18 protein-coding genes and 1 pseudogene are annotated in these 19060 nt (G+C 36.8%); 2 read left to right on the top strand and 17 right to left on the bottom strand.

The window, feature by feature from the left end:
- Positions 1-849, bottom strand: a complete 849-nt coding sequence (locus ACI3K6_RS10090) for a family 1 encapsulin nanocompartment shell protein (RefSeq protein WP_435554715.1) — start codon at positions 847-849, stop codon at positions 1-3.
- 178 nt (positions 850-1027) lie between these two features.
- Positions 1028-1594 carry an IMEF encapsulin system ferritin-like cargo protein gene (locus ACI3K6_RS10085; protein ID WP_335478702.1) on the bottom strand — a complete coding sequence of 189 codons (567 nt, stop codon included), beginning with the start codon at positions 1592-1594 and terminating at the stop codon, positions 1028-1030.
- A gap of 164 nt (positions 1595-1758) precedes the next feature.
- Between ACI3K6_RS10085 and ACI3K6_RS10080 the strand changes: the two genes are divergently transcribed.
- Positions 1759-2442 (top strand): spore coat protein, encoded by a 684-nt coding sequence (locus ACI3K6_RS10080; protein WP_435554807.1) that lies wholly within the window; start codon positions 1759-1761, stop codon positions 2440-2442.
- A 44-nt stretch (positions 2443-2486) separates the two neighbouring features.
- Here the strand turns inward: ACI3K6_RS10080 and ACI3K6_RS10075 are convergent, their stop codons facing one another.
- A complete protein-coding gene (locus ACI3K6_RS10075) occupies positions 2487-3770 on the bottom strand; it encodes a diguanylate cyclase (RefSeq protein WP_435554714.1) in 1284 nt (427 codons plus the stop codon).
- A gap of 478 nt (positions 3771-4248) precedes the next feature.
- On the opposite strand from ACI3K6_RS10075, the gene ACI3K6_RS10070 reads away from it, so the two are divergent.
- Complete coding sequence (locus ACI3K6_RS10070; RefSeq protein ID WP_435554713.1) at positions 4249-5634, top strand: amino acid permease; 1386 nt, start codon at positions 4249-4251, stop codon at positions 5632-5634.
- A gap of 220 nt (positions 5635-5854) precedes the next feature.
- Here ACI3K6_RS10070 and ACI3K6_RS10065 read toward each other — a convergent pair whose 3' ends face one another.
- From ACI3K6_RS10065 to ACI3K6_RS10000, 14 genes and pseudogenes are all read right to left on the bottom strand, one after another.
- A complete protein-coding gene (locus tag ACI3K6_RS10065; RefSeq protein WP_435554712.1) occupies positions 5855-6265 on the bottom strand; it encodes a hypothetical protein in 411 nt (136 codons plus the stop codon).
- A 26-nt stretch (positions 6266-6291) separates the two neighbouring features.
- Positions 6292-7659 carry a rhodanese-like domain-containing protein gene (locus ACI3K6_RS10060; protein ID WP_435554711.1) on the bottom strand — a complete coding sequence of 456 codons (1368 nt, stop codon included), beginning with the start codon at positions 7657-7659 and terminating at the stop codon, positions 6292-6294.
- A 123-nt stretch (positions 7660-7782) separates the two neighbouring features.
- Positions 7783-8373: a CDP-alcohol phosphatidyltransferase family protein gene (locus tag ACI3K6_RS10055; RefSeq protein WP_435554710.1), complete on the bottom strand. Its 591-nt coding sequence runs from the start codon at positions 8371-8373 to the stop codon at positions 7783-7785.
- An 18-nt stretch (positions 8374-8391) separates the two neighbouring features.
- Positions 8392-9390, bottom strand: coding sequence for an ABC transporter ATP-binding protein (locus ACI3K6_RS10050; protein ID WP_435554709.1), 999 nt, complete (start codon positions 9388-9390; stop codon positions 8392-8394).
- Positions 9365-10201 carry an ABC transporter permease gene (locus ACI3K6_RS10045; RefSeq protein ID WP_435554708.1) on the bottom strand — a complete coding sequence of 279 codons (837 nt, stop codon included), beginning with the start codon at positions 10199-10201 and terminating at the stop codon, positions 9365-9367. Before ACI3K6_RS10045 ends, ACI3K6_RS10050 begins: the two co-directional genes overlap by 26 nt.
- On the bottom strand, positions 10195-11097 hold the full coding sequence (locus tag ACI3K6_RS10040; RefSeq protein WP_435554707.1) for an ABC transporter permease: 903 nt from the start codon (positions 11095-11097) through the stop codon (positions 10195-10197). Before ACI3K6_RS10040 ends, ACI3K6_RS10045 begins: the two co-directional genes overlap by 7 nt.
- Entirely contained in the window at positions 11081-12370 is a 1290-nt protein-coding gene (locus tag ACI3K6_RS10035) for an ABC transporter substrate-binding protein (protein WP_435554706.1), read from the bottom strand. The genes ACI3K6_RS10040 and ACI3K6_RS10035 overlap by 17 nt, the downstream gene beginning before the upstream one ends.
- A 184-nt stretch (positions 12371-12554) precedes the next feature.
- Entirely contained in the window at positions 12555-13310 is a 756-nt protein-coding gene (locus ACI3K6_RS10030) for a glycine/sarcosine/betaine reductase selenoprotein B family protein (protein ID WP_435554705.1), read from the bottom strand.
- On the bottom strand, positions 13282-14292 hold the full coding sequence (locus ACI3K6_RS10025; RefSeq protein WP_435554704.1) for a lysylphosphatidylglycerol synthase transmembrane domain-containing protein: 1011 nt from the start codon (positions 14290-14292) through the stop codon (positions 13282-13284). The genes ACI3K6_RS10030 and ACI3K6_RS10025 overlap by 29 nt, the downstream gene beginning before the upstream one ends.
- Positions 14292-14999 carry a TVP38/TMEM64 family protein gene (locus ACI3K6_RS10020; protein ID WP_335476441.1) on the bottom strand — a complete coding sequence of 236 codons (708 nt, stop codon included), beginning with the start codon at positions 14997-14999 and terminating at the stop codon, positions 14292-14294. The genes ACI3K6_RS10025 and ACI3K6_RS10020 overlap by 1 nt, the downstream gene beginning before the upstream one ends.
- A 488-nt stretch (positions 15000-15487) precedes the next feature.
- Positions 15488-16519, bottom strand: a complete 1032-nt coding sequence (locus ACI3K6_RS10015; RefSeq protein WP_435554703.1) for a serine hydrolase domain-containing protein — start codon at positions 16517-16519, stop codon at positions 15488-15490.
- Positions 16520-17196: 677 nt separating this feature from the next.
- Positions 17197-17358, bottom strand: a pseudogene (locus ACI3K6_RS10010) (aldo/keto reductase); the annotation flags it as partial.
- Between the two features lie 76 nt (positions 17359-17434).
- Positions 17435-18292: an anti-sigma-V factor RsiV gene (rsiV, locus tag ACI3K6_RS10005; RefSeq protein WP_435554702.1), complete on the bottom strand. Its 858-nt coding sequence runs from the start codon at positions 18290-18292 to the stop codon at positions 17435-17437.
- 1 nt (position 18293) lies between these two features.
- Positions 18294-18788 carry an RNA polymerase sigma factor gene (locus ACI3K6_RS10000; RefSeq protein WP_335476435.1) on the bottom strand — a complete coding sequence of 165 codons (495 nt, stop codon included), beginning with the start codon at positions 18786-18788 and terminating at the stop codon, positions 18294-18296.
- Between the last annotated feature and the right edge of the window lie 272 nt (positions 18789-19060).

Genomic DNA, 19060 nt, shown 5'->3' with positions numbered 1-19060 from the left:
TTAATCCCCGATTGCTTCCAATGTGCAAATAGCTGATGGTCGCTTAATCCGCAGTACAGCTGTTTCATAAACCCTGAATGGATGGTTCAATCCTTCCTGTCCCAAATAAGCCGTGTCAAAATCCTCTGAAATGGCAAGGTCCAAATTGTTTCTGCCCGTATTGACCAGCACTCCTGTTTTTCCTTTTAAAACAGGTGATTGGAACACGCCATCGGTCACCAACTCACGAATATGTTCAATTTCTAGAACATTAGTATCCCTATGTACACGATGGATAAGTGAATAAAGCTCTGGCGATAGTACTAAGGCAAAAGGTCCATGATGATTCAATTCGAGCAGTTTGTTGCGGGCATCCACGATATCCTGAAACGCTGCACCCGATTCATACCACTCGCCGATTAAATGAGTGATTCGCCCATGAACATTCATTAAGCCTGGGAGGTCAAATTCCTTTGAACCATGAAAAATCATCTGATCCTCCATAATAGCAACATCTCGGGCTGCATTGGCAGCCGGTGAAAAATCAATCGGGATGTCGAGGACTTTTGCCTGTTCCAGGTCCCTCCAAAATAGAATAAAATCTTTGTATATCATGGGAATTGTCAAATTAACACGTTTGCTTGTTTCAACATCTACGTCAAATGAACCTTGAAAGTCCATTTTTGCTTCTTCATTTTCAGTAAAAATATCGTTAAAAATACTCTGGACTCCCCTGCCAAGCGGGCCGTACAGTTCAATAAATCTTCGCCCGACCAGTTGTCTGCGTGCTGCCTCGATGACGGTTTTATCTAATTGGGCAAATTCACCATCATGGAGTGGTGAGTCTGGGTATAGCTGTGATTTATTCATACGTTTTCCTCTCTTTTCCTCATTTGCTGATGATGATGTTAGTGATTCAGCAGGATTTAGCTGGATTCCCACAAGATTTTGTGATACTTTCGCGAGTTTTGCTAAGAAGTATCCCGTTATATTTTCGATTAATCCCACCGTTTGTTAGCAATAATTATGACGAATCCTCTACTATGCCTTACATCAAGCTGCCAACCGTAAATCCTTTCCGGTAATTTGAAGTCTTTTCGGCAGTAACGGAAGCTGACACGGACCTGTCCAAATGATCATGATGCTCATCATGATGGACATGGGGATCCACATAGTTATGGTCAAAACGACCATTTATTTCATTTAGCATGACTTTAACTTGCTGGTAATCCTGGTAGGAAACCTGCCGCAACTGATTTAGCAGTGTAGTGCGCTCTTCATCTGTGAAGCGAAACAGGGCCAAATCCAAATGCTCAACAAAATTGTGAAGTCCAAATTTTTCAAGATTTAATTCCTGTAGCAAACGATTAAACTCGTTATTTGTTGGGGTAAAGTCCTGGTTCTCTTTTTCCTGCAGGAACTTGTTGATTAACGGAATCAGCTCTGCCAAGCGAGATAGACGTTGTTCCTCTTCTTCATAAATATGGTGATAATACAGGCGTTCATGGTCGTCTGTTGCGTTCTGGATGACCGGGTCGAGCAGATCCATAAATTTTTCAATGGCGTTTTTTGTTGTGGTAAAGATCCGATAAAATATCTCCAGTTCCTGTTTCACGACATGTACCTCCCTAAGCTTTTACTACCTGCATTATTGACGTGGAGAATCGTTTTAAAACGCGAAACAGAGAAATTAAAGTTACGATCACGAATAACAATTCTGGCTTGAAACAAAATAATAGATGGGAGTGTCCAAATATTCTTAGGAGGAGATAGGGTATGATGCAAAATCAACAGGGGCAAATGCACCAGAATATGCATACAGGAGCCGTGCCACCGCAATTGAACCATGGCGGTCATGAAATGTTTGACGTGCATGAGGTACTAGTTCAATCGATTGACACATTGAATCAGTATATGATGCTTCGTCCACATGTAAAAGATCAGGAATTACTGGGGATTTTAGATCGCCAATATCAATTCATACAAGATGAGTACAATATTACCTTGGAATGCTTCCAAAGCGGACAAGATCCTTCCAAACCTACACAAAGCTATAAAATGCAACAGGATAACGATTTTGTTTATGGACTCAAACAAACATCTCAGCCGAAAAGACCAATGCAGACCCTTAATGAGATTTCTGATGAATTTATTTCTGCTTCAATGCTCGCATGCTGTAAAGCTGGAGCTGCTGGAAAAACGATGGCTGCCGTTGAATCGACGAACCCTGTTGTTCGCCGTGTACTTGCTGACTCCATTCCGAACTGTATTGAAATGGCGTATGAACTTTCTATTTATCAAAACAAAAACCATTACTACCAAGTACCACAGCTTGCTCAAGAGGATATGACGCAAATCATGAACACATTTGCTCCTGCCCAAGGAACGCCACAAACTGGTGGCAACACAAACATGGGTATGGGGACGAACATGAACAACAATTCGAATAACATGCGTCATTAATAAAAAAAGCTATCCTTTCCAAGTTTGGAAGGATAGCTTTTTACCTATTTTACATATTCTACTCTATTGCGACCCTTACGCTTTGCTTCATATAACGCTTGGTCAGCCCGATTGATCAATGACTTTGCATCTTCACCTATCTGAAAGTCACTGATACCGAAACTAGCGGTAATGTGGTAATTTTCTAACAGAGTTTCATCTATCTTTTTTCTCAACTTTTCCGCTAAGGAAGCTGCATCTGGAGTGGTAACAAGGACCGCGAATTCTTCTCCGCCATATCTGGCAAAGACATCGGTATAGCGAGTTTGTTCTGAAATCAGCTTAGTGACGTGGCATAAAGCTCTGTCACCTTCTGTATGGCCATAGGAATCATTAAATTTTTTAAAATGGTCAATATCAATGAGAATGAGGCTAAACTCTCCCCCATATAAATGGGCGTTAACCATTAATTTATTTAATTCCTTATCAAAGAATCCTCGATTAAAGATACCCGTTAATGAATCCGTTTCCGCCAATAGCATCGTTGTATTCATTTTTTGGTGAAGTTGATATCGCATAATATTTATACTTGAAACCAGTTCAGATAGCTCGTCCTTGGATTTTTTCTGATCAAATAAAGGATAATCGAAATTTCCACCTGCTATTTCTTTGATCGCATTTTGAACTTCAAGTATTGGCTCGGTTACCTTTTTAAATGCGCTCAACATCATTACGATTAGCGTCAAGAATAGAAAAAACGAGAGAAGTATTAATAATATATGGTAGTTAGACGTTAAAGAGGAAATGTATTTTATCTTTGCCTCTCTTTGCAAAGATGTTTCTGTATAGACTGTTTTAGCCTTTGACCTAAACTCATCAAAACTTTCTTTCCCTTTAGCAAGACTTTGATTTGTTACTTTCATATTATGGCCTTGCTCGATCACTTGTTGCGAGCCATAATGATTATGCCAGTAAAAGCCTGATTCAATCATCGCATTCACAGGATCAGTTAATGAAGGAAATCGGCGGATATTTAATTTTAATCCCCAAGCCAAAGATGAATATCGATCTGTTCCAAAAAAATAGGGTTCAAGAAACTTCTCTTCTCCTGTTAAATTATATCCTCTTTGTCCTGTTTCTTGATTTAATAAGCTTTCAGTCAACTCATGTGCCTCTTCATTGATTTTGGCTATTAAATCAAGATCTTGATGTACTTTTTGGATAGTATTGTTTATTACCATTGACGATATGATTAAAAACAAGAGGTATGCAGCGGCAATGACGCCCGTTCTTATTAAGAGTTTCATGCCCATTTTTGTTTTATAAATTTTGGAGATTATTTCGGCCATCATAACCACCTTTTTGGGATTGTCCCCAAGGTATTTACTATTATTATCGGTTAATTTTAATAAATGTTAAATAGGATTGTTCTGGTAAAGGCCTTGTTTCATTTTATAAAAAGAAAAACCACAGATCTTTTCGGTTGAGTGAGCCGCCGTGATGGTGTCCTTCTATTAAATGCCCTTTTAAATCGCTGTCTCTCATTGTAAAAAAACCTATTTTAAAATACAAATTATTTCATTATTGTATATATTTGTATACAAATGATCGATATTTGACTTAATGTGACTGGAAATTTTTTTTTTACTCTGAAAACATGAATTTTCCCCTTTTTTAATTTATTCCAACATGCTATAATCACTTTCGGAATAAAACTAACATTTAAATAGTCGGAAAATTCACCAAATAAGACTGGCTACTATGTGAAAAAAGTAACATTCTTTATTATTTCAAAATGTAGATTCATCACAGAAACTGGAGGACAAAATGAACAAGATATTTAGAAAAAAACCTATTGCCGATTTAATGGCCCAAAGCCAAAATAAAGATCTTAAACGTGTGCTTGGCTTAATGGACTTAATTCTGCTTGGGATAGGCTGTATCATAGGAACCGGAATTTTCGTTATAACAGGAGTTATCGCCGCACAAAGTGCAGGTCCTGCTATTATTCTATCATTTATACTTGCAGGTGTTGCCTGTGCATTGGCTGCTTTCTGTTATGCTGAATTTTCTTCTTCCATACCGGTATCAGGAAGTGTTTATACTTACTCATACGCAACGTTGGGAGAACTAGTCGCCTTTTTAATTGGCTGGGACTTAATGCTGGAGTATGTCATTGCCTTAGCTGCTGTAGCAACAGGCTGGTCCGCTTATTTTCAATCACTAATTGCCGGATTCGATCTTCATATTCCAAAGATTCTTGCGTCAGCCCCGGGCAGCGGTCAAGGCGGCGTAGTGAACCTGCCCGCTATCATTATTATTTTGTTAATTACTGCCCTTGTCAGTAAGGGTGTAAAAGAAAGTACTCGTTTTAACAATATTATTGTTCTAATAAAAATTGCGATTGTTTTGTTGTTTGTTTTTGCAGGAATTAAATATGTGAAGCCTGACAACTGGACTCCTTTTATGCCGTACGGCTTCAGTGGAGTAGTGACAAGTGCCGCTACAGTTTTCTTTGCTTACATCGGCTTCGATGTTATTGCCAATGCCTCGGAAGAAGTAAAGAATCCGCAACGCAATATGCCGATTGGGATTGTGGCATCACTGGCAATTTGTACGCTTTTGTATGTTGTTGTTTCATTAGTGTTGACAGGAATGGTTCCATATACAAAGTTGAATGTTGGAGACCCGGTTTCATTTGCGCTTAAATTTGTTGGACAAGATAGTATCGCCGGGATCATTTCTGTGGGAGCCATTGTCGGGATTACTACCGTTTTGCTGGCTTTATTGTATTCGCAAATCCGTTTAACCTATGCCATGAGCCGCGATGGTTTATTGCCAAAAGTGTTTGCCAAGGTCCACCCGAAATTCCAAACACCGTTTAAAAACACTTGGATGACTGGTTTTATTGCGGCTGGAATTGCCGGTTTCGTAGACTTAACGACGCTTGCACATCTTGTTAACATGGGAACACTGGCAGCTTTCACCCTAATTTCACTTGCTGTTATCGTTTTACGCAAAAAACAGCCAGATTTAAAAGCGTCGTTCCGGGTGCCATTTGTACCAGTTTTTCCGATCATCAGTGCTCTTTTATGTATCTATTTATCCTTGAGCTTGCCGTCGATCACGTGGATTTGCTTCTTGATTTGGATTACCATTGGGACATTTGTGTATATTAGTTATTCACAGAAACATAGTTATCTTAATGAATAATTAGATACGGACGATCATAAAAAAATAGTATAATGAAAAAAGGTTGCCAGCTGAGTAACCTTTTTTTAATGGATAAATTTTACTTTTACTTTGAATCCCACCTTCCGCAGAAAGTTTCAACAGGGACCGAAAAAATACTTAATACATGCAAACTATCATTGACATAAAAAATCCCTTCCATGTCTTACTCAAACATAGAAGGGATTTTTAAAGAAACAGGCTATCTCTGCTTCTTTATTTTCTTTAAAAGAATAAAAAAATATTGAAGTACTACAACAACGATCATACCAATCAGAAAAAAATGATAGGCATACAGCTGTGATTTTAACTGAAGGAAAACAACACCTAACAAATTGGCTAGCACAGCAATAATGAAAGGGATCTTCCTTTTTCCTCTTATTAGAAAGAGCATGCAGCCAATTGCACCGACAAAAAATAAAATATATAAAACATGTATAGATGTATCGGTGAAGTAGGTGGTAGCAAATTCTTGTTTTTTATATAGCAAATATCGGGCAACGCCCATTTTTCTCGTTGAAAGATATTCAAGAATGACAGCAAGGAGGATACCTGAATATTGAATGATAGAAAAAATACAGGTAAATAAAAATGCCCATTTGTTATTCCTCATTGATTTCCCTCCTTGCAGGTAATGATTTATTTCGGTTCTCCAGTTTCAATCGGATTGGAAGGATCCATGCTCCATTCATTCCAACCACCATCATATAACGTAATATCTTTCAATCCTATTACATCAGCATAGAATAGGACTTCTGCAGCTCTCCAACCTGTTCCGCAATAAAAGGCAAGCTTATTATCGAGATTAATTCCATCCTTTTTCCACATTGCTACTATTTCATTGCCATTACGCATGGTATTATCAAAGCTTCGGAAATCCTCTAGATTACTAGAATCTGAACCAGCATGTCCCCAAACGGACCCTGCTGGACGTCCTTTTGGCTTAATATAATCATAACCTGATGTTTTTCCAATAAATTCATCCCAGCTTCTAATATCAACAAGTGTACCCTTATTTTTATCAGCAAGAATTTGTTTTGCTTCTGGTAAGTCAATAATGTAATTCGGATTCGCCGGCACAGTCGTACCAAAAGAAGCAACAGATTTTTTTGCATTTACCTTTGTTTCTGATTCGTAGCCTGCAGCAGTCCATGCTGCATATCCTCCATTTAACACACGAACATCCTTAACACCCATATATTTAAGAATGACCGCAACGCGATAAGCAGGCATTGGATCGGATCCATATAGGACAACTGTTGTGTCTGTAGTAATTCCATTTTTTAAGGAGAATTTTTCAAGTTCTTTATCTTTCAAACGATTCCAAACCGGTCCTTCTTCCACTTCATCGGTATTTATATGAACTGCACCGGGAATATGACCAGCTTTATAATCCTTGGCCTCATCTCCCCAGCTTACTTCAAAAATTTTATAAGGTTTACCCTCATTTTTATTACTATTTAAATCCTTAATCCAACTAGCCGGTACGACCATTTGATAATTCGCAAACTTTTCCATTGGAAGGCTTTCATCTGCAGCCCATTCTTTTACATTAAAAGTAAAAAGGTTTTGGAATCCTTCCTTATTTAGATATTCCGCAACTTCACTTGCATCCTTCCCGTTGGCATCATAAAGAATCACGTTTTTGCTGGATGTGATTCCTTTATTTTTTAAAAGTTCTTTTAGTAGTTTTTCTTTATTTTTCTTTTCAACTTTTAACCAGTTTGCCGAAAAATCGACAGCCCCTTTAACATGGCCGCCTCTTTTAACTCCATCTAATGCCCAACCATTAAAGGCATCATTTGAACGAGTATCAACGATTACCCAATCCTCATTACCCATTTTCTCTTTTACTTCTTTTGTACTCATGTCTTGAACTTCAACTGTTGTTCCTTTTTTTGTTGCCTTGGCTGTTTTATTTGTTTCTTTTGAATTCGAACATGCACCTAATACTAAAAAGCTGCTTATCAAAAGAATGACAAATGGCCAAACTTTTTTAAAACTCATTCTGTGTAGCCCCCTATAGATATTTAAACACATTACCATTATAGGTAACTGATTCCTCTAAATAAATTCAATGTATCGATAGAATCGCTTAATATGTATAGATTTTTACAATACATCATTCGTTTATTTCAAAATTCTGCGTGCTTCCAGCAATCTTTGGAGACCTGTTACTAATTCTACAATTAAGAAAATAATTGTCCAAAATGTTAAATTTGATTGAAACAGCACCATTAAAGAAAATAAGATAAACCCTTCTGTTCTTTCAGCCAATCCAGGCTGATAATAAAAAGATTTATAGCTTTCCTTTTGTGAAACAGCCCCCACCGTCAAAAAGACAGTCATTGTAAATACGATTGAAAGAGCCAATAGTAAAAATAAGAATAGTATTTTTGGGTCTTGATGATGGAGGGCTAGCGCGATTAATATTCCACCTTCTACTACCCGGTCAAATGATACATCCAACACTGTTCCCCATGATGAGGAAGTTTTACTGATTCTTGCCATACTGCCATCAACCGCATCTAAAAACCCTGAAATCCAAAGAACAACAACACCAATGATGGGATGTTCAAGATAAATAAAAACACTTGCCATTATCCCAATTAAGAATGCAATGATGGTAATGTGTGTAGCTTTTAATCCTATTCTTAACAGGTAATGTGAAGTTTTTGAAATAAATGGCTGTACTGCTGCACGCCCATGGGTATCAAGCAATTCCCCCACTCCTTTTCTTTATTTTGAATACCAATGAATTTGATCAAAAGAAACCCTGACTTTGACTTTTGAGTGCAGGTTCGGGACATTTTCCCATCCCGCAATGATTACCTCTAAAATAACCTCTCCTGATTGAAGGAATAGAGAATAACCATCTTTTCCGGGTACCTTTCTTACCACTTCTCCGGAAATATAAGCAACTTTGTCTTTTTCCAAATTAGTTGCAGCTTCATCCACAATCTGCAATTTAGTAGCGGGAATCCATCCCATATCGTTTATTTCAGAGGTCATTCCATCTATTTGAAACCATTTTTGCCATTGTTCCCTTGGAAAACGGTTTGGCAATGATAGGAAGGAAGCTACCCTTTCAGAAGCAGGGCTTTGAAAAAGTACTTCTGGCACTGCAACCTGCAGAAGCTTTCCACCCATAAGAATTCCAATTCGATCTGCAACAGAGAAAGCTTCATCCAAATAATGCGTTACCCAGATCACGGAGAAACCAAGTTCCTTTTGAAGTTGCAATAACCAATCTATTAACTCTAATCGAAGAGTGGTATCCAATGAGGAAAACGGTTCATCCAACAAAAGCAGATTAGGTTTTAACATAAGGGAGCGCCCCAAAGAAACTCGCTGCTGTTGCCCCCCTGACAACTGATGGGGGTAATGATTCTCTAAATTTTCCAATCGTAAAATTTTTAAAAATTGTTTTCCTTTTGCCCTTCTCTCCTTAACTGGAATCCTTTTCGTACGCAATCCAAATGTGATATTCTCTAAAACGGTCAGGTGAGGAAACAGTCTTGGTTCTTGGAATACCAGACCCACTGTTCCTTTGTCTTTTTCCCAAGTGATGAGTCCGGAGGATAATGGCAATAACCCCGCTATGCCTTTTAACAGCGTTGATTTTCCACTTCCAGAAGGTCCCATCAATACAAAAACCTCACCGGAATCAATGGATAGATCAATAGACTGAATGACATCCGTTTTTTGGTGTTTAATACTGATATCCTTCAGAAGCATGTTCTCCCTCCTTTCCTTTTACGAATCTTCTTTTATTTAAATAAATAAGAATCGAATAAACAATCAATAGGATGAAAATAGGGATAAAGAAAACGATACTATAGGCAGAAACAATAGATGAATTCCCGCTGTCGGCATAAGGAAAAATAACCAAGGGCAACGTCAGTAATGTCCCACCACTCATAATCCATGTAGGCAAGTATTGACTAAAGGAAATAATGATTACCATTAAACTGCCCATATAGATAGAAGGTAAAAGTAATGGCATTTCGATCCTTCGAATAATAAGCCATTCACTCGCACCAAGACTTTTGGCAGCCTCTTGAAGTTTCGTTCCCATTAAGCGAAATTGATACCATACCGCAGCAATGAAATACGGCATGGTTACTAAAATATGAGCGATTGAAACCTTTATATACTCATTTAAAAAATCAGCCTGTAATGCCATTTGATGCAAACCAAAAATAGAAACAGTAAAGGGGATGAAAAGTGGTGTGAGAATGAAAATAAACACTAGCTTTTTTCCAATAAATTCATTCTGTGCAAGTACCCTTGCAGCAGGAATCCCCAACACTAGATTTCCGAAAAGGGTAAGAAAAGCAACAATCAAACTATTGATTCCCCCCTCTTTTGCACTCCCGGAAGCGGAAAGTACATACTTCCAAGTCCCCAGACTCCATTTTTCTGGAAAAACGTGTGGCCAAGGCCATTGTTTCGTGAAACTCCAAATCAATAATGGAATAAACGGAATTAAGAAAAATAATGCAAGCAGAATCATCAGCATGCTTTGTTGAGTTTTTCTTTTTACCATAATCTTCTCCCTTGTTTATACCATTTCATTTGAAAATAAATTAACAGGAAGCCAACTATGAGTGAAATAACCGCCAGAATCACATTCATGGCAATGGCAATCGGCTGGCGGTCCAAGCCAAATTCTGTATATTCCTGCCATGCTATGACAGGGATTGAACCAAAAGCGGTGCGTGCCAGTAGAGCCGGTATTTCATAGCCAGCTAAGACAAAAGCAAAAACCACCCACATTCCCCCTACCCAAAGAGGGACCAAAAGTGGGATGAAGATCCATCGGACCTGCTGTGGAAATGTAGCACCCAATAAACCTGCTTGATCCCTCCATTCTGAAATAAGCTTTACAATAAAAGGATAGATGAGCAGAATCATAAAGGGAATTTCTTTCCACAAATAGGCTAGAATCACTCCAACTCCCCATTCATCGTGTATAAGCATAGGGAATCTCTCCATTGAATCAATCAAGCCTAAATGGAATAATAGTCTTGAAATCCAACCACTTTGCATAAAAACCTGCATAAACATATAAGCAGCTAATAAGTGTGGGATTCCGATTGGAAGATGAAAAATAAGTTGTGTCCATTTCCACTTGTAGGATTTTTCCGCCAGATATATGGCAGCAAGCAAACCCAAAACACCAGATAATATGGCAACGACAGCAGCCATTCCAACCGTAACTCCGACTGAATGAAAAAATCTTTCATTTATTAACTCCTTATATACGGCAAAACGTTCCCCTTTAGGGAGAATTAACGCTCCTCGCAGCATTCCAATGCTCATAAGGATAGCCTGCACCGTTCCTCCGATAAAAAAGAATAAAATAAACAAAAAGGCCGGGATTACTCCCAACAGCCTTTTAGATTTATTCACCTTTTTTATCATTTTAGTGATTTGCCACATTGTCAATCCATCCTCGTTCCAGCCATTGAACATATTCTGCCCCTATTTCCGGTACACGATGTTTCGATAATGTATCCTGTGATAAGGTCGCTGGTCCACGATCAATCGCATTCATCTTGGCTTGATCCTTCACTGATAACCGTTCAACATCCAGTGACATATTTTCTCCCCAATACTCCAAATCCATTTTCTTTAATTGAGCAGAGGGAGAAAGAAGGAAATTAATTAATACCATAGCTCCATTTGAATTTGGGGCATTATAAGGAACAGCAAGAAAATGAGTGTTAGACAGGGTTCCCTTGTCAAGGACAAAGGTTTTAGTCGTATCAGGAAACTCCCCGCTCTTGATTAAATTGGAGGCATTTGCTTCATCATACCCCATAGTCATCCACACTTCACCATTCTTATATAATTGTTCTAATTGTGCAAGGGATTGTGGGTATGACTTTCCCTTATTCCACAAATAAGGCTCCATATCATTTAATACATTCCAAACTTGATTGGCTTCCCCTTTTATGAGGGATTCATTATATGGATTCAAATAGGCGTCATAGTTTTTGCTCGTTTCATGTAAAACCTGTCGGACAAAAGCGCTTCCTGTAAAATCAGGTGGAGCCGGATAAGTAAATTTACCCGGATGTTGTTTCACCCATTCTTTTAATTCTTCAATCGATTTGGGAGGATTCGCCATTTTACTTGAGTCATAAGCAAAGACAAATTGGACCTTGCCCCAAGGTGCTTCGTAGCCCTCGGTCGGATAACCAAAATCATTAGCGATATCGCTGCTTTTCACATCGACATATTGATTAAAGTTTGGCAGTTTACTCGTAAATGGTCCTAATAACAACTCATTCTCTTTGGCGGTTTTAAAATTTTCACCATTGACCCACAATACGTCCATTTGTCCTGATTTTTTCCCTGCTTTTTTTTCGGCCATCAATTTATTAATAAATTCCCTTGCATCCATGGGGTAGCGCTTAAGTTCAATATCATATTGTTTCTTCAATTTAGGAGTAACCCATTCATCGATGTACCGATTGATTCCCTCGTCGCCGCCCCACATAAAGAAATTAACCTTAGTACCTTTTGCCTTTGCAACGATATCTCCCCAATTGCTCCCTAAAGTTTGGGTAGATTCCTTATTTGCCTCCGAATTGTTTTTTTCTGTACATCCAGACAAAATCAAAAGGAAGATTGATAAAATCGTAATCACTAACTTTTTTCTATTCATAATTGACCCTTTCTGTTGCCACACTCGCAAGTTGATTTGCATCTAAAATATCCCTCCCACATTCCAAGGAAACAATACATTGAAAAAACAAATCCATGAAAAATGAGAAAAGAAGACATGTGAAATGAAACGCTAAAACAATAAATATTATAGAACATTGTGATCAGCAGTAAAATCCATCGGGAATGCCAAAGGATTTTCTGCATTTTTATAAAGTGTTCGACCTTCATGACTCCATTCTCCGTTTCCATTTATAAGGAAGTTTAACCATCGTTTCCGGCTTATCTATTTCAGCTAAATAATGGATAGCATCTTTTAGTATTTGTTTTTGCATATCCGTGTTATTTGCTTTTCCAAAGCTTCGCCCCATAGGAAAACGTAAATGCAGAGACCTTGATACCCGTACTTTTCGCGTTAATTCTGCCAAATGAGAGATGGAAATCGTAGGGATCCCTGATTGTTCGATTGCATATTGAATCAATCCCACGGATTGATGGCATATATATCAGCCGGGATTTAAAATAACCGCATCAACCTGTTCTTCTCTTAATCGTTTAAGAATGAATGGGACAGTTTCTTCCATTAGAGGGGTTGTGTTAGGAATATAACCCATTAAGCCATAATGTGTATTAGCGACTCCGCCGATTACACCTTCATCTGCCAATTCCTTTAGACGAAAAAGCGGAAAAACACAATTTATATCCAGATCGGCATCACTTCGATCAAAATGAGTATGGCTGATCATTAATTCGTTCTCTTCACAATTTGAAGGAATAAATCGAACAGTTGAATCACCAGCTTCTACATCAAATTCAGGATCTGCCTTTAAATGCACTCCCGCAGTAGAAATGATGGCAAAAACAGCCTCGTTTGCCGGCTTTAAAAAAGGAGTGAATGGGATTTCCCCATTGATGGGTTGGACCATATATTTTGCCTTTTGGCTAACAAGGGATTCAATGAATCGATTCCCGGACAGCTTCATTTTGTTTCCCCCTCCCCAAAATCCAAAATACTCCACCGATTACACTTGTTAATGTTACAAGGAATAAAAATAGGAATGATACAGATACCGCTATTTCATCTGGGACCCCTAGCCCTTTAAAGAAAAAAACATAGCAGCCCTCACGAACACCGATCCCATTCACACTAACAGGCAGCATGGTAATAACAGAAATTAACGTTATGGCCATAAGGAGATGCATCCAAGGTAAATGTATGTTTAATGATAAGAATAATAATTGATTAATCCATGCAAGCCCCGCCTGAAAAGCTAAGGAAAGCATGATAATCAAAATCCACCATTTAAAATTTTGTTTCCGGTAATCCTTGGCAACGGAGATTATTTTCGAAAGACCATTCCAGACTTTTTCTAACAATCCACCAATCTTGGTGTTCGTATCAGCTATTCTAAAATTTCCTTTTTTCATGAACAAACCAACGATAAGAAGCAGAAACATTATTATTCCTATTACAAGCAGAATGGAATATAGGAATGGTCTAGCGATTCTAATGGATAACACTGAAATGATTGAAATGACTATGAGAGCGAAACCACTTGTCAAACGCTCAAATGCAACCGAGGCAGTGGCAATTGGAATTCCTGTTATTCTCCCTAAATAGAAAACTCGAATAACATCTCCACCAACACTGCCAGGTAAAAAATTATTAAAAAATAATCCAATATAATAGAAACGCCCCAATTTCATAACTGAGGCATTTCCTCTCTCTGTTTCATTTAATGAAGATTTAACAATCATTTTCCATTTCCAGACGCTTGAAAATACCGTTAATTGGATTGCTATGAAAGCACTAATTAAATAGATTAGAGAAGCATTTTTACCCACTTCCAAAATGCGGTTCCATTCAATCATATGAATAAGCCAGAATAGTAAACTTGTACTTCCAATGATCCGTATGGACATCGAAATAAACGAACTTCTTTTTTTCTCTTTATTAGCTTTCATCAACCTTTAACGCCTTGCTTTCTATTTCCCCATTCCTTCCACTTCGGACGGAGAATTATCCCAATTACCGCCAGTGCGATGGCAATGGTAAACAGGAAGAATATAATTTTCACAGTACTGGTAGCACTTTGACCAAGATAAGAATAAAGGATTGTCGCAGGCAATTGCCCTAATCCGGTGGCCCAGAAAAATGGCCAAAATGAGATAGAGGTTAAGCCTGCAGCGTAGCTTACTAAATCAAATGAAACAATGGGGACAATCCTTGCTATAAAAACAGCTTGTTTCCCATATTTAGCAAAGAAGACATCCCACCATTGCAAAGCCTTTTTCGTCACTATTTTCTCAACAACGGGTCTTCCCATCCATTTTGCCAAGTAAAAACAAAGAATGGCGCCAAGCATGGCACTGCTCCATGAAAGAATGGCCCCCAGCCCCCAACCGAACAGTAGACCATTTGCAAACGTGATGACAAATGCAGGAAGGGGTGCGATGATCGATTGAAAAACCATTAGTAATCCAGAGACAACCGCCGCAAAAGGTCCAAAGGTTAGTAAATAATCCCTGAACTCTTCTACATCGCCATCCTTTAAGTATTTTATTGATTCATAAATGGAATCTTCTAATCCTTCGTGCCTTAATAAGAAAAATACAAAGATTAAAGCAAAAAAAGAAATAAGGACTTTGAAGAAATCTTTCTTTGCTTTCATACAACTACTCCCATTTTTTCAAATACCTTATATTATCAAATTGTTAATAGGTTCAATTTGATTATAAAGAAGTGAAATATTAATATAAATTCATCTTATCAATCGAATCCATTCATATATATCTATTAAGTAGATTTAAGAGCATTTCCAATTTACCTTTTATTCTTTGGCGTTTTTACAGAAAACTTCTTTTTTTATCATTCTTTAATGTTAAGCTTAGGTCTGAATACTCATAAACTTAATCTCATTTCCCTTCAGATATGGACTAAGTTTGGCCAATAATGACCTGTAGGCTCCATCCTTGCGATAACTTTTTCCATTTTGTTTTAATCCATAATTTTTTAAGCCAACCTATGAAATAATTAAAGCTAGAATATGTATTTTGAAAATAAAAGGATACCGAAAAAGGGGCTTTATTATGTTCAAACCTCATTTTTCTTCTTTACAGGAATGCTGCCCCTTTAGTTTAAGTGTAATAGTTCACAAACTCAAAAGGACTGTTTTACTATTTCATCCTCAATTTCTTTCATAACATCGTATGCTCCCTCAGATTTGTTAGAACAAATTACAGATTTAATTGAAGTTTTGGGATAATATGCTGAATGGAAACTTACACCAGGGTCATAACCCATCACATGATATTTGAAAACCTCATCATCATTTTTCTCAATCCATACTCCATAACCGTAGAAACTATTTTTGTCATTTGTTCTAACATATGGGGTAAGTAACTTATTTGTAAATTCTTCAGTTAGAAGTTGGTTATTTTGAAGTGAATCCCATAAATTTACCATATCGTTGACAGTTATAAATGCTCCTCCATCTGAACCACCTTTTACTGGTAATGAAAAAATATTGGTTTTCCACTTACCATTTGGTAAATCAATGTAACCACATGCTGTATGTTTGGGGAGAGAATCAAATTCGAAATAACCTGAGCTGGACATATCCGCTTTTTTAAAGATGTTTTCTTCTATATATTCGGTGAATTTGTGTTGACTTGCTTGCTCTACAATCAGACCAAGTAAAATATATCCAGCATTGTTGTAATGAAATCTTTCTCCTACTTTTAATTTCATTGGTTGGTTCTGAAATAAGGGTAAAAAGTCTTCTAAGTTTCTCATCAAATACATCGGGTTCTTAACCCACAATTCCTCAAAATTATCCATAACTTCTTCATCAAAGTAATCAGGTATTCCAGCTGTATGTGTTAAAAGATGATGAATGGTTATATCTTTATCAAAATTAGGGAAACGAACATTTAGGCAATCTTCTAATTTCGTTTCAAAAGAAAGTTTCCCACCTTCTACAAGTTGACAGATTGCAATTGAAGTAAAAAGTTTGCAGCCAGAAGCAATGCCATATCTTGTATAGGGACTATTTTTTATTTGCTCAGAACGGTTAGCAAAACCGTAGCTTAACTCTGTTAATATTTTGTTATTTTCCTTAACGAGAATACTTCCAGAAAATTTAACCTTTTCTTGTATATTGGTAATACGATTTAAAATATTGCTATTCAATTTAATCCCTCCAGCACTTTTCCTTCTTTTCTTACCTACTCCGTTCGTATTATAAGGTTAGCCGGAATGCTAATTATTTCTGGTTGACCATTTTTTATATGGTCTTATTATATCAGTAGCCAGGGTAGAACGTAACTGCTCTTGGGGACTTAGATCTCGTATAACAAAAACTCACAATTATGTCACTTTCTTTGTTTAATAAACCTGACCATTAAATCAATAGCTTCAATAAAAAGAGGGTTAATCCTGCTGGATCAACGTACCCGTTTGCTAAATAAGAAGGCCCTATTCAGAAATACGACTGTTCTTTTGTTTTCTGCAAAAAAATCGTTAAAACGCTTATCAAATCCAAAACTTCTTTATAACTAAAGGGTTTTGAAAAATCACTGGATGACTTACTTATTAATAAATATTCTTGTAGCTGATTAATAAAATCTTGTAAATCATCAAAAAACTTAACTAAAAAAAATAGACCTTTCAGGAACATTCCTTGTAAAAATTATTTTATTACCGTCATACTATAATCCTTCAAATTTAAGATGTAAGAATAAATGCTTTTGGGAGAAATCATATTACGATTCTCCCCACCTATAGAGAAAGTCACCTTTAAAAGGTGACTTTCTCTATTAAAATACTATCACTTGCTCGTTTATTGTTTAAAGGTTAACATAGGTTGATTAGAAATCAAAATTATCAGGATCTGGACCCACTCGGTGATTTTGATTTAAATCATCAATATGTTTCATATCTTCTTTGGTTAACTCAAAAGCAAATACATTTGCATTTTCAATGATTCGATGTTCTTTTGTAGACTTTGGAATCGTCACCACACCGTTTCGTTAAGTTCTATTGTGGATTCAGCCATTTTTTTAACAGCACCATTAATCTGACGCAGAAAGGCATCTGTCGGTTTTGCTATTTAATATATTCTTTACTGGCTAATGCATTCGCAATTACATCGGTCGGAATGATAAATTCACAAACACCCATATACCCAGGCGCGACTTCGTATTTATTAAACACGATAACTAGTTTTCCTTTATCGTTAATATAAAAACTTTGGTCTTTGGCAATAGTTTTAAAGCCCATTTCATTATCCAACCAATAAAACTTGTCAGGGTCACTTTCCATTTGATGCTTCATCTGTTCCTTAATATTTTCGTTTATCAGATCCATATAGCTATCATCTTTAAATAGACTAGGTAAGGTTATCAAAAGTTCATTTTTCTTGTCGATCGTATCAAACTTATATTCTGAGTAAGAATTCGTCGTGCTAACAACATACCTGCCCACAGCAAGAATTTGATCATTGTCGGTTTTGACATCATAACCGCTTTCTACACCCAAATGACCTCCGCCCATTTTCTTAACTTCCTCTATTTCTGCCATGAAATCATTGTACAGTTCTTTACTTTCTGCCAGGTACTTTTCGTTCAAGGTGGATTCTAATGTTTTATTTTTCATGTTTGTAATGGCAGGTACTTTTATTTCCATTTTAGTCGTTCCCTTATCTACTTTAAATTCTGTAAAAGTCAACACCTTGATAAGCGGGCCAACAAATGGCACTTCTGATAAGGCATTTGCAAGGCTTGGACTCGCATTGATCCCAGTTATGAATATCAGCGCTGCTGCTCCGATTCCAATAAACCGCTTCATGTAGTTCACATTTCTTTTCTTTTTTTGCTGGAGAGCTTTTTTCACGATAAAATCCAAATTATCAGGGATAGGTGTATTTTTATATTCTATTCTTAAAGCTTCCAATTTCTTATCCATTTTATAACTCCTCCTCAGCAATGATAATGCGTAATAATTTTAATCCTCTGTAAAGCCGTGTTTTCACTGTATTAATATTTTCATCTATAATTTCTGCGATTTCCTCCAATTTTAAATCTTCAAAAAAGCGCAGAATAATAACGGTTTTGTAATGAATGGGCAATTCTTCTAAAGCATTGTTAAGATCAATGTCATTGTATGCATCTTCTTTTCCATGACTTAAAAAGTCAATCGTTTGTTCATCCACAAGAGTGATTTTCTTTTGCTTTCTTAAAAAATCGATTGATGTACGAACGACAATTTTATAAAACCAACTTTTGATCGATTCAGATTTTTGAATCGCTTTGATTGAGATAAGTGCTTTTTTTATTGATTCCTGGATAATATCCAAAGCATCCTCTTGATTTTTTACATAACTGAACGCTAAACGATAAAAATCTTCTTTATGATCATTCATACAAGTGATGAATAATTCATTCACATCTTTTTTCTCCATAAGTTGAAAGAGCCCCTTTTTGCAAAAATACATTTTATTTTTAAAAGTTGTTCGAAGTCTAGACGAAGAAACATTATTAAAAAGTTTCATTCGCATATCCCAAAATTCGGTCCACCTTAAACCATTAAATTATGGGTTTAACCATTAGTTGCCCTATTCTTTCTTTTTATCAAACTATTTTGCAATAAAATTTCCCTCCAAAAAAATAATCTAAGTTATTATTTTTTTATCTTTTTTATGAAACTAAATGAGGGGGTAATCACGTCTTTTTA

It is taken from the genome of Neobacillus solisequens, assembly GCF_051233465.1.
GTDB lineage: Bacteria > Bacillota > Bacilli > Bacillales > Cytobacillaceae > Neobacillus.
Note: the sequence above shows the minus strand (reverse complement) of the source record. Positions and strands in the feature narration are given on the sequence as shown.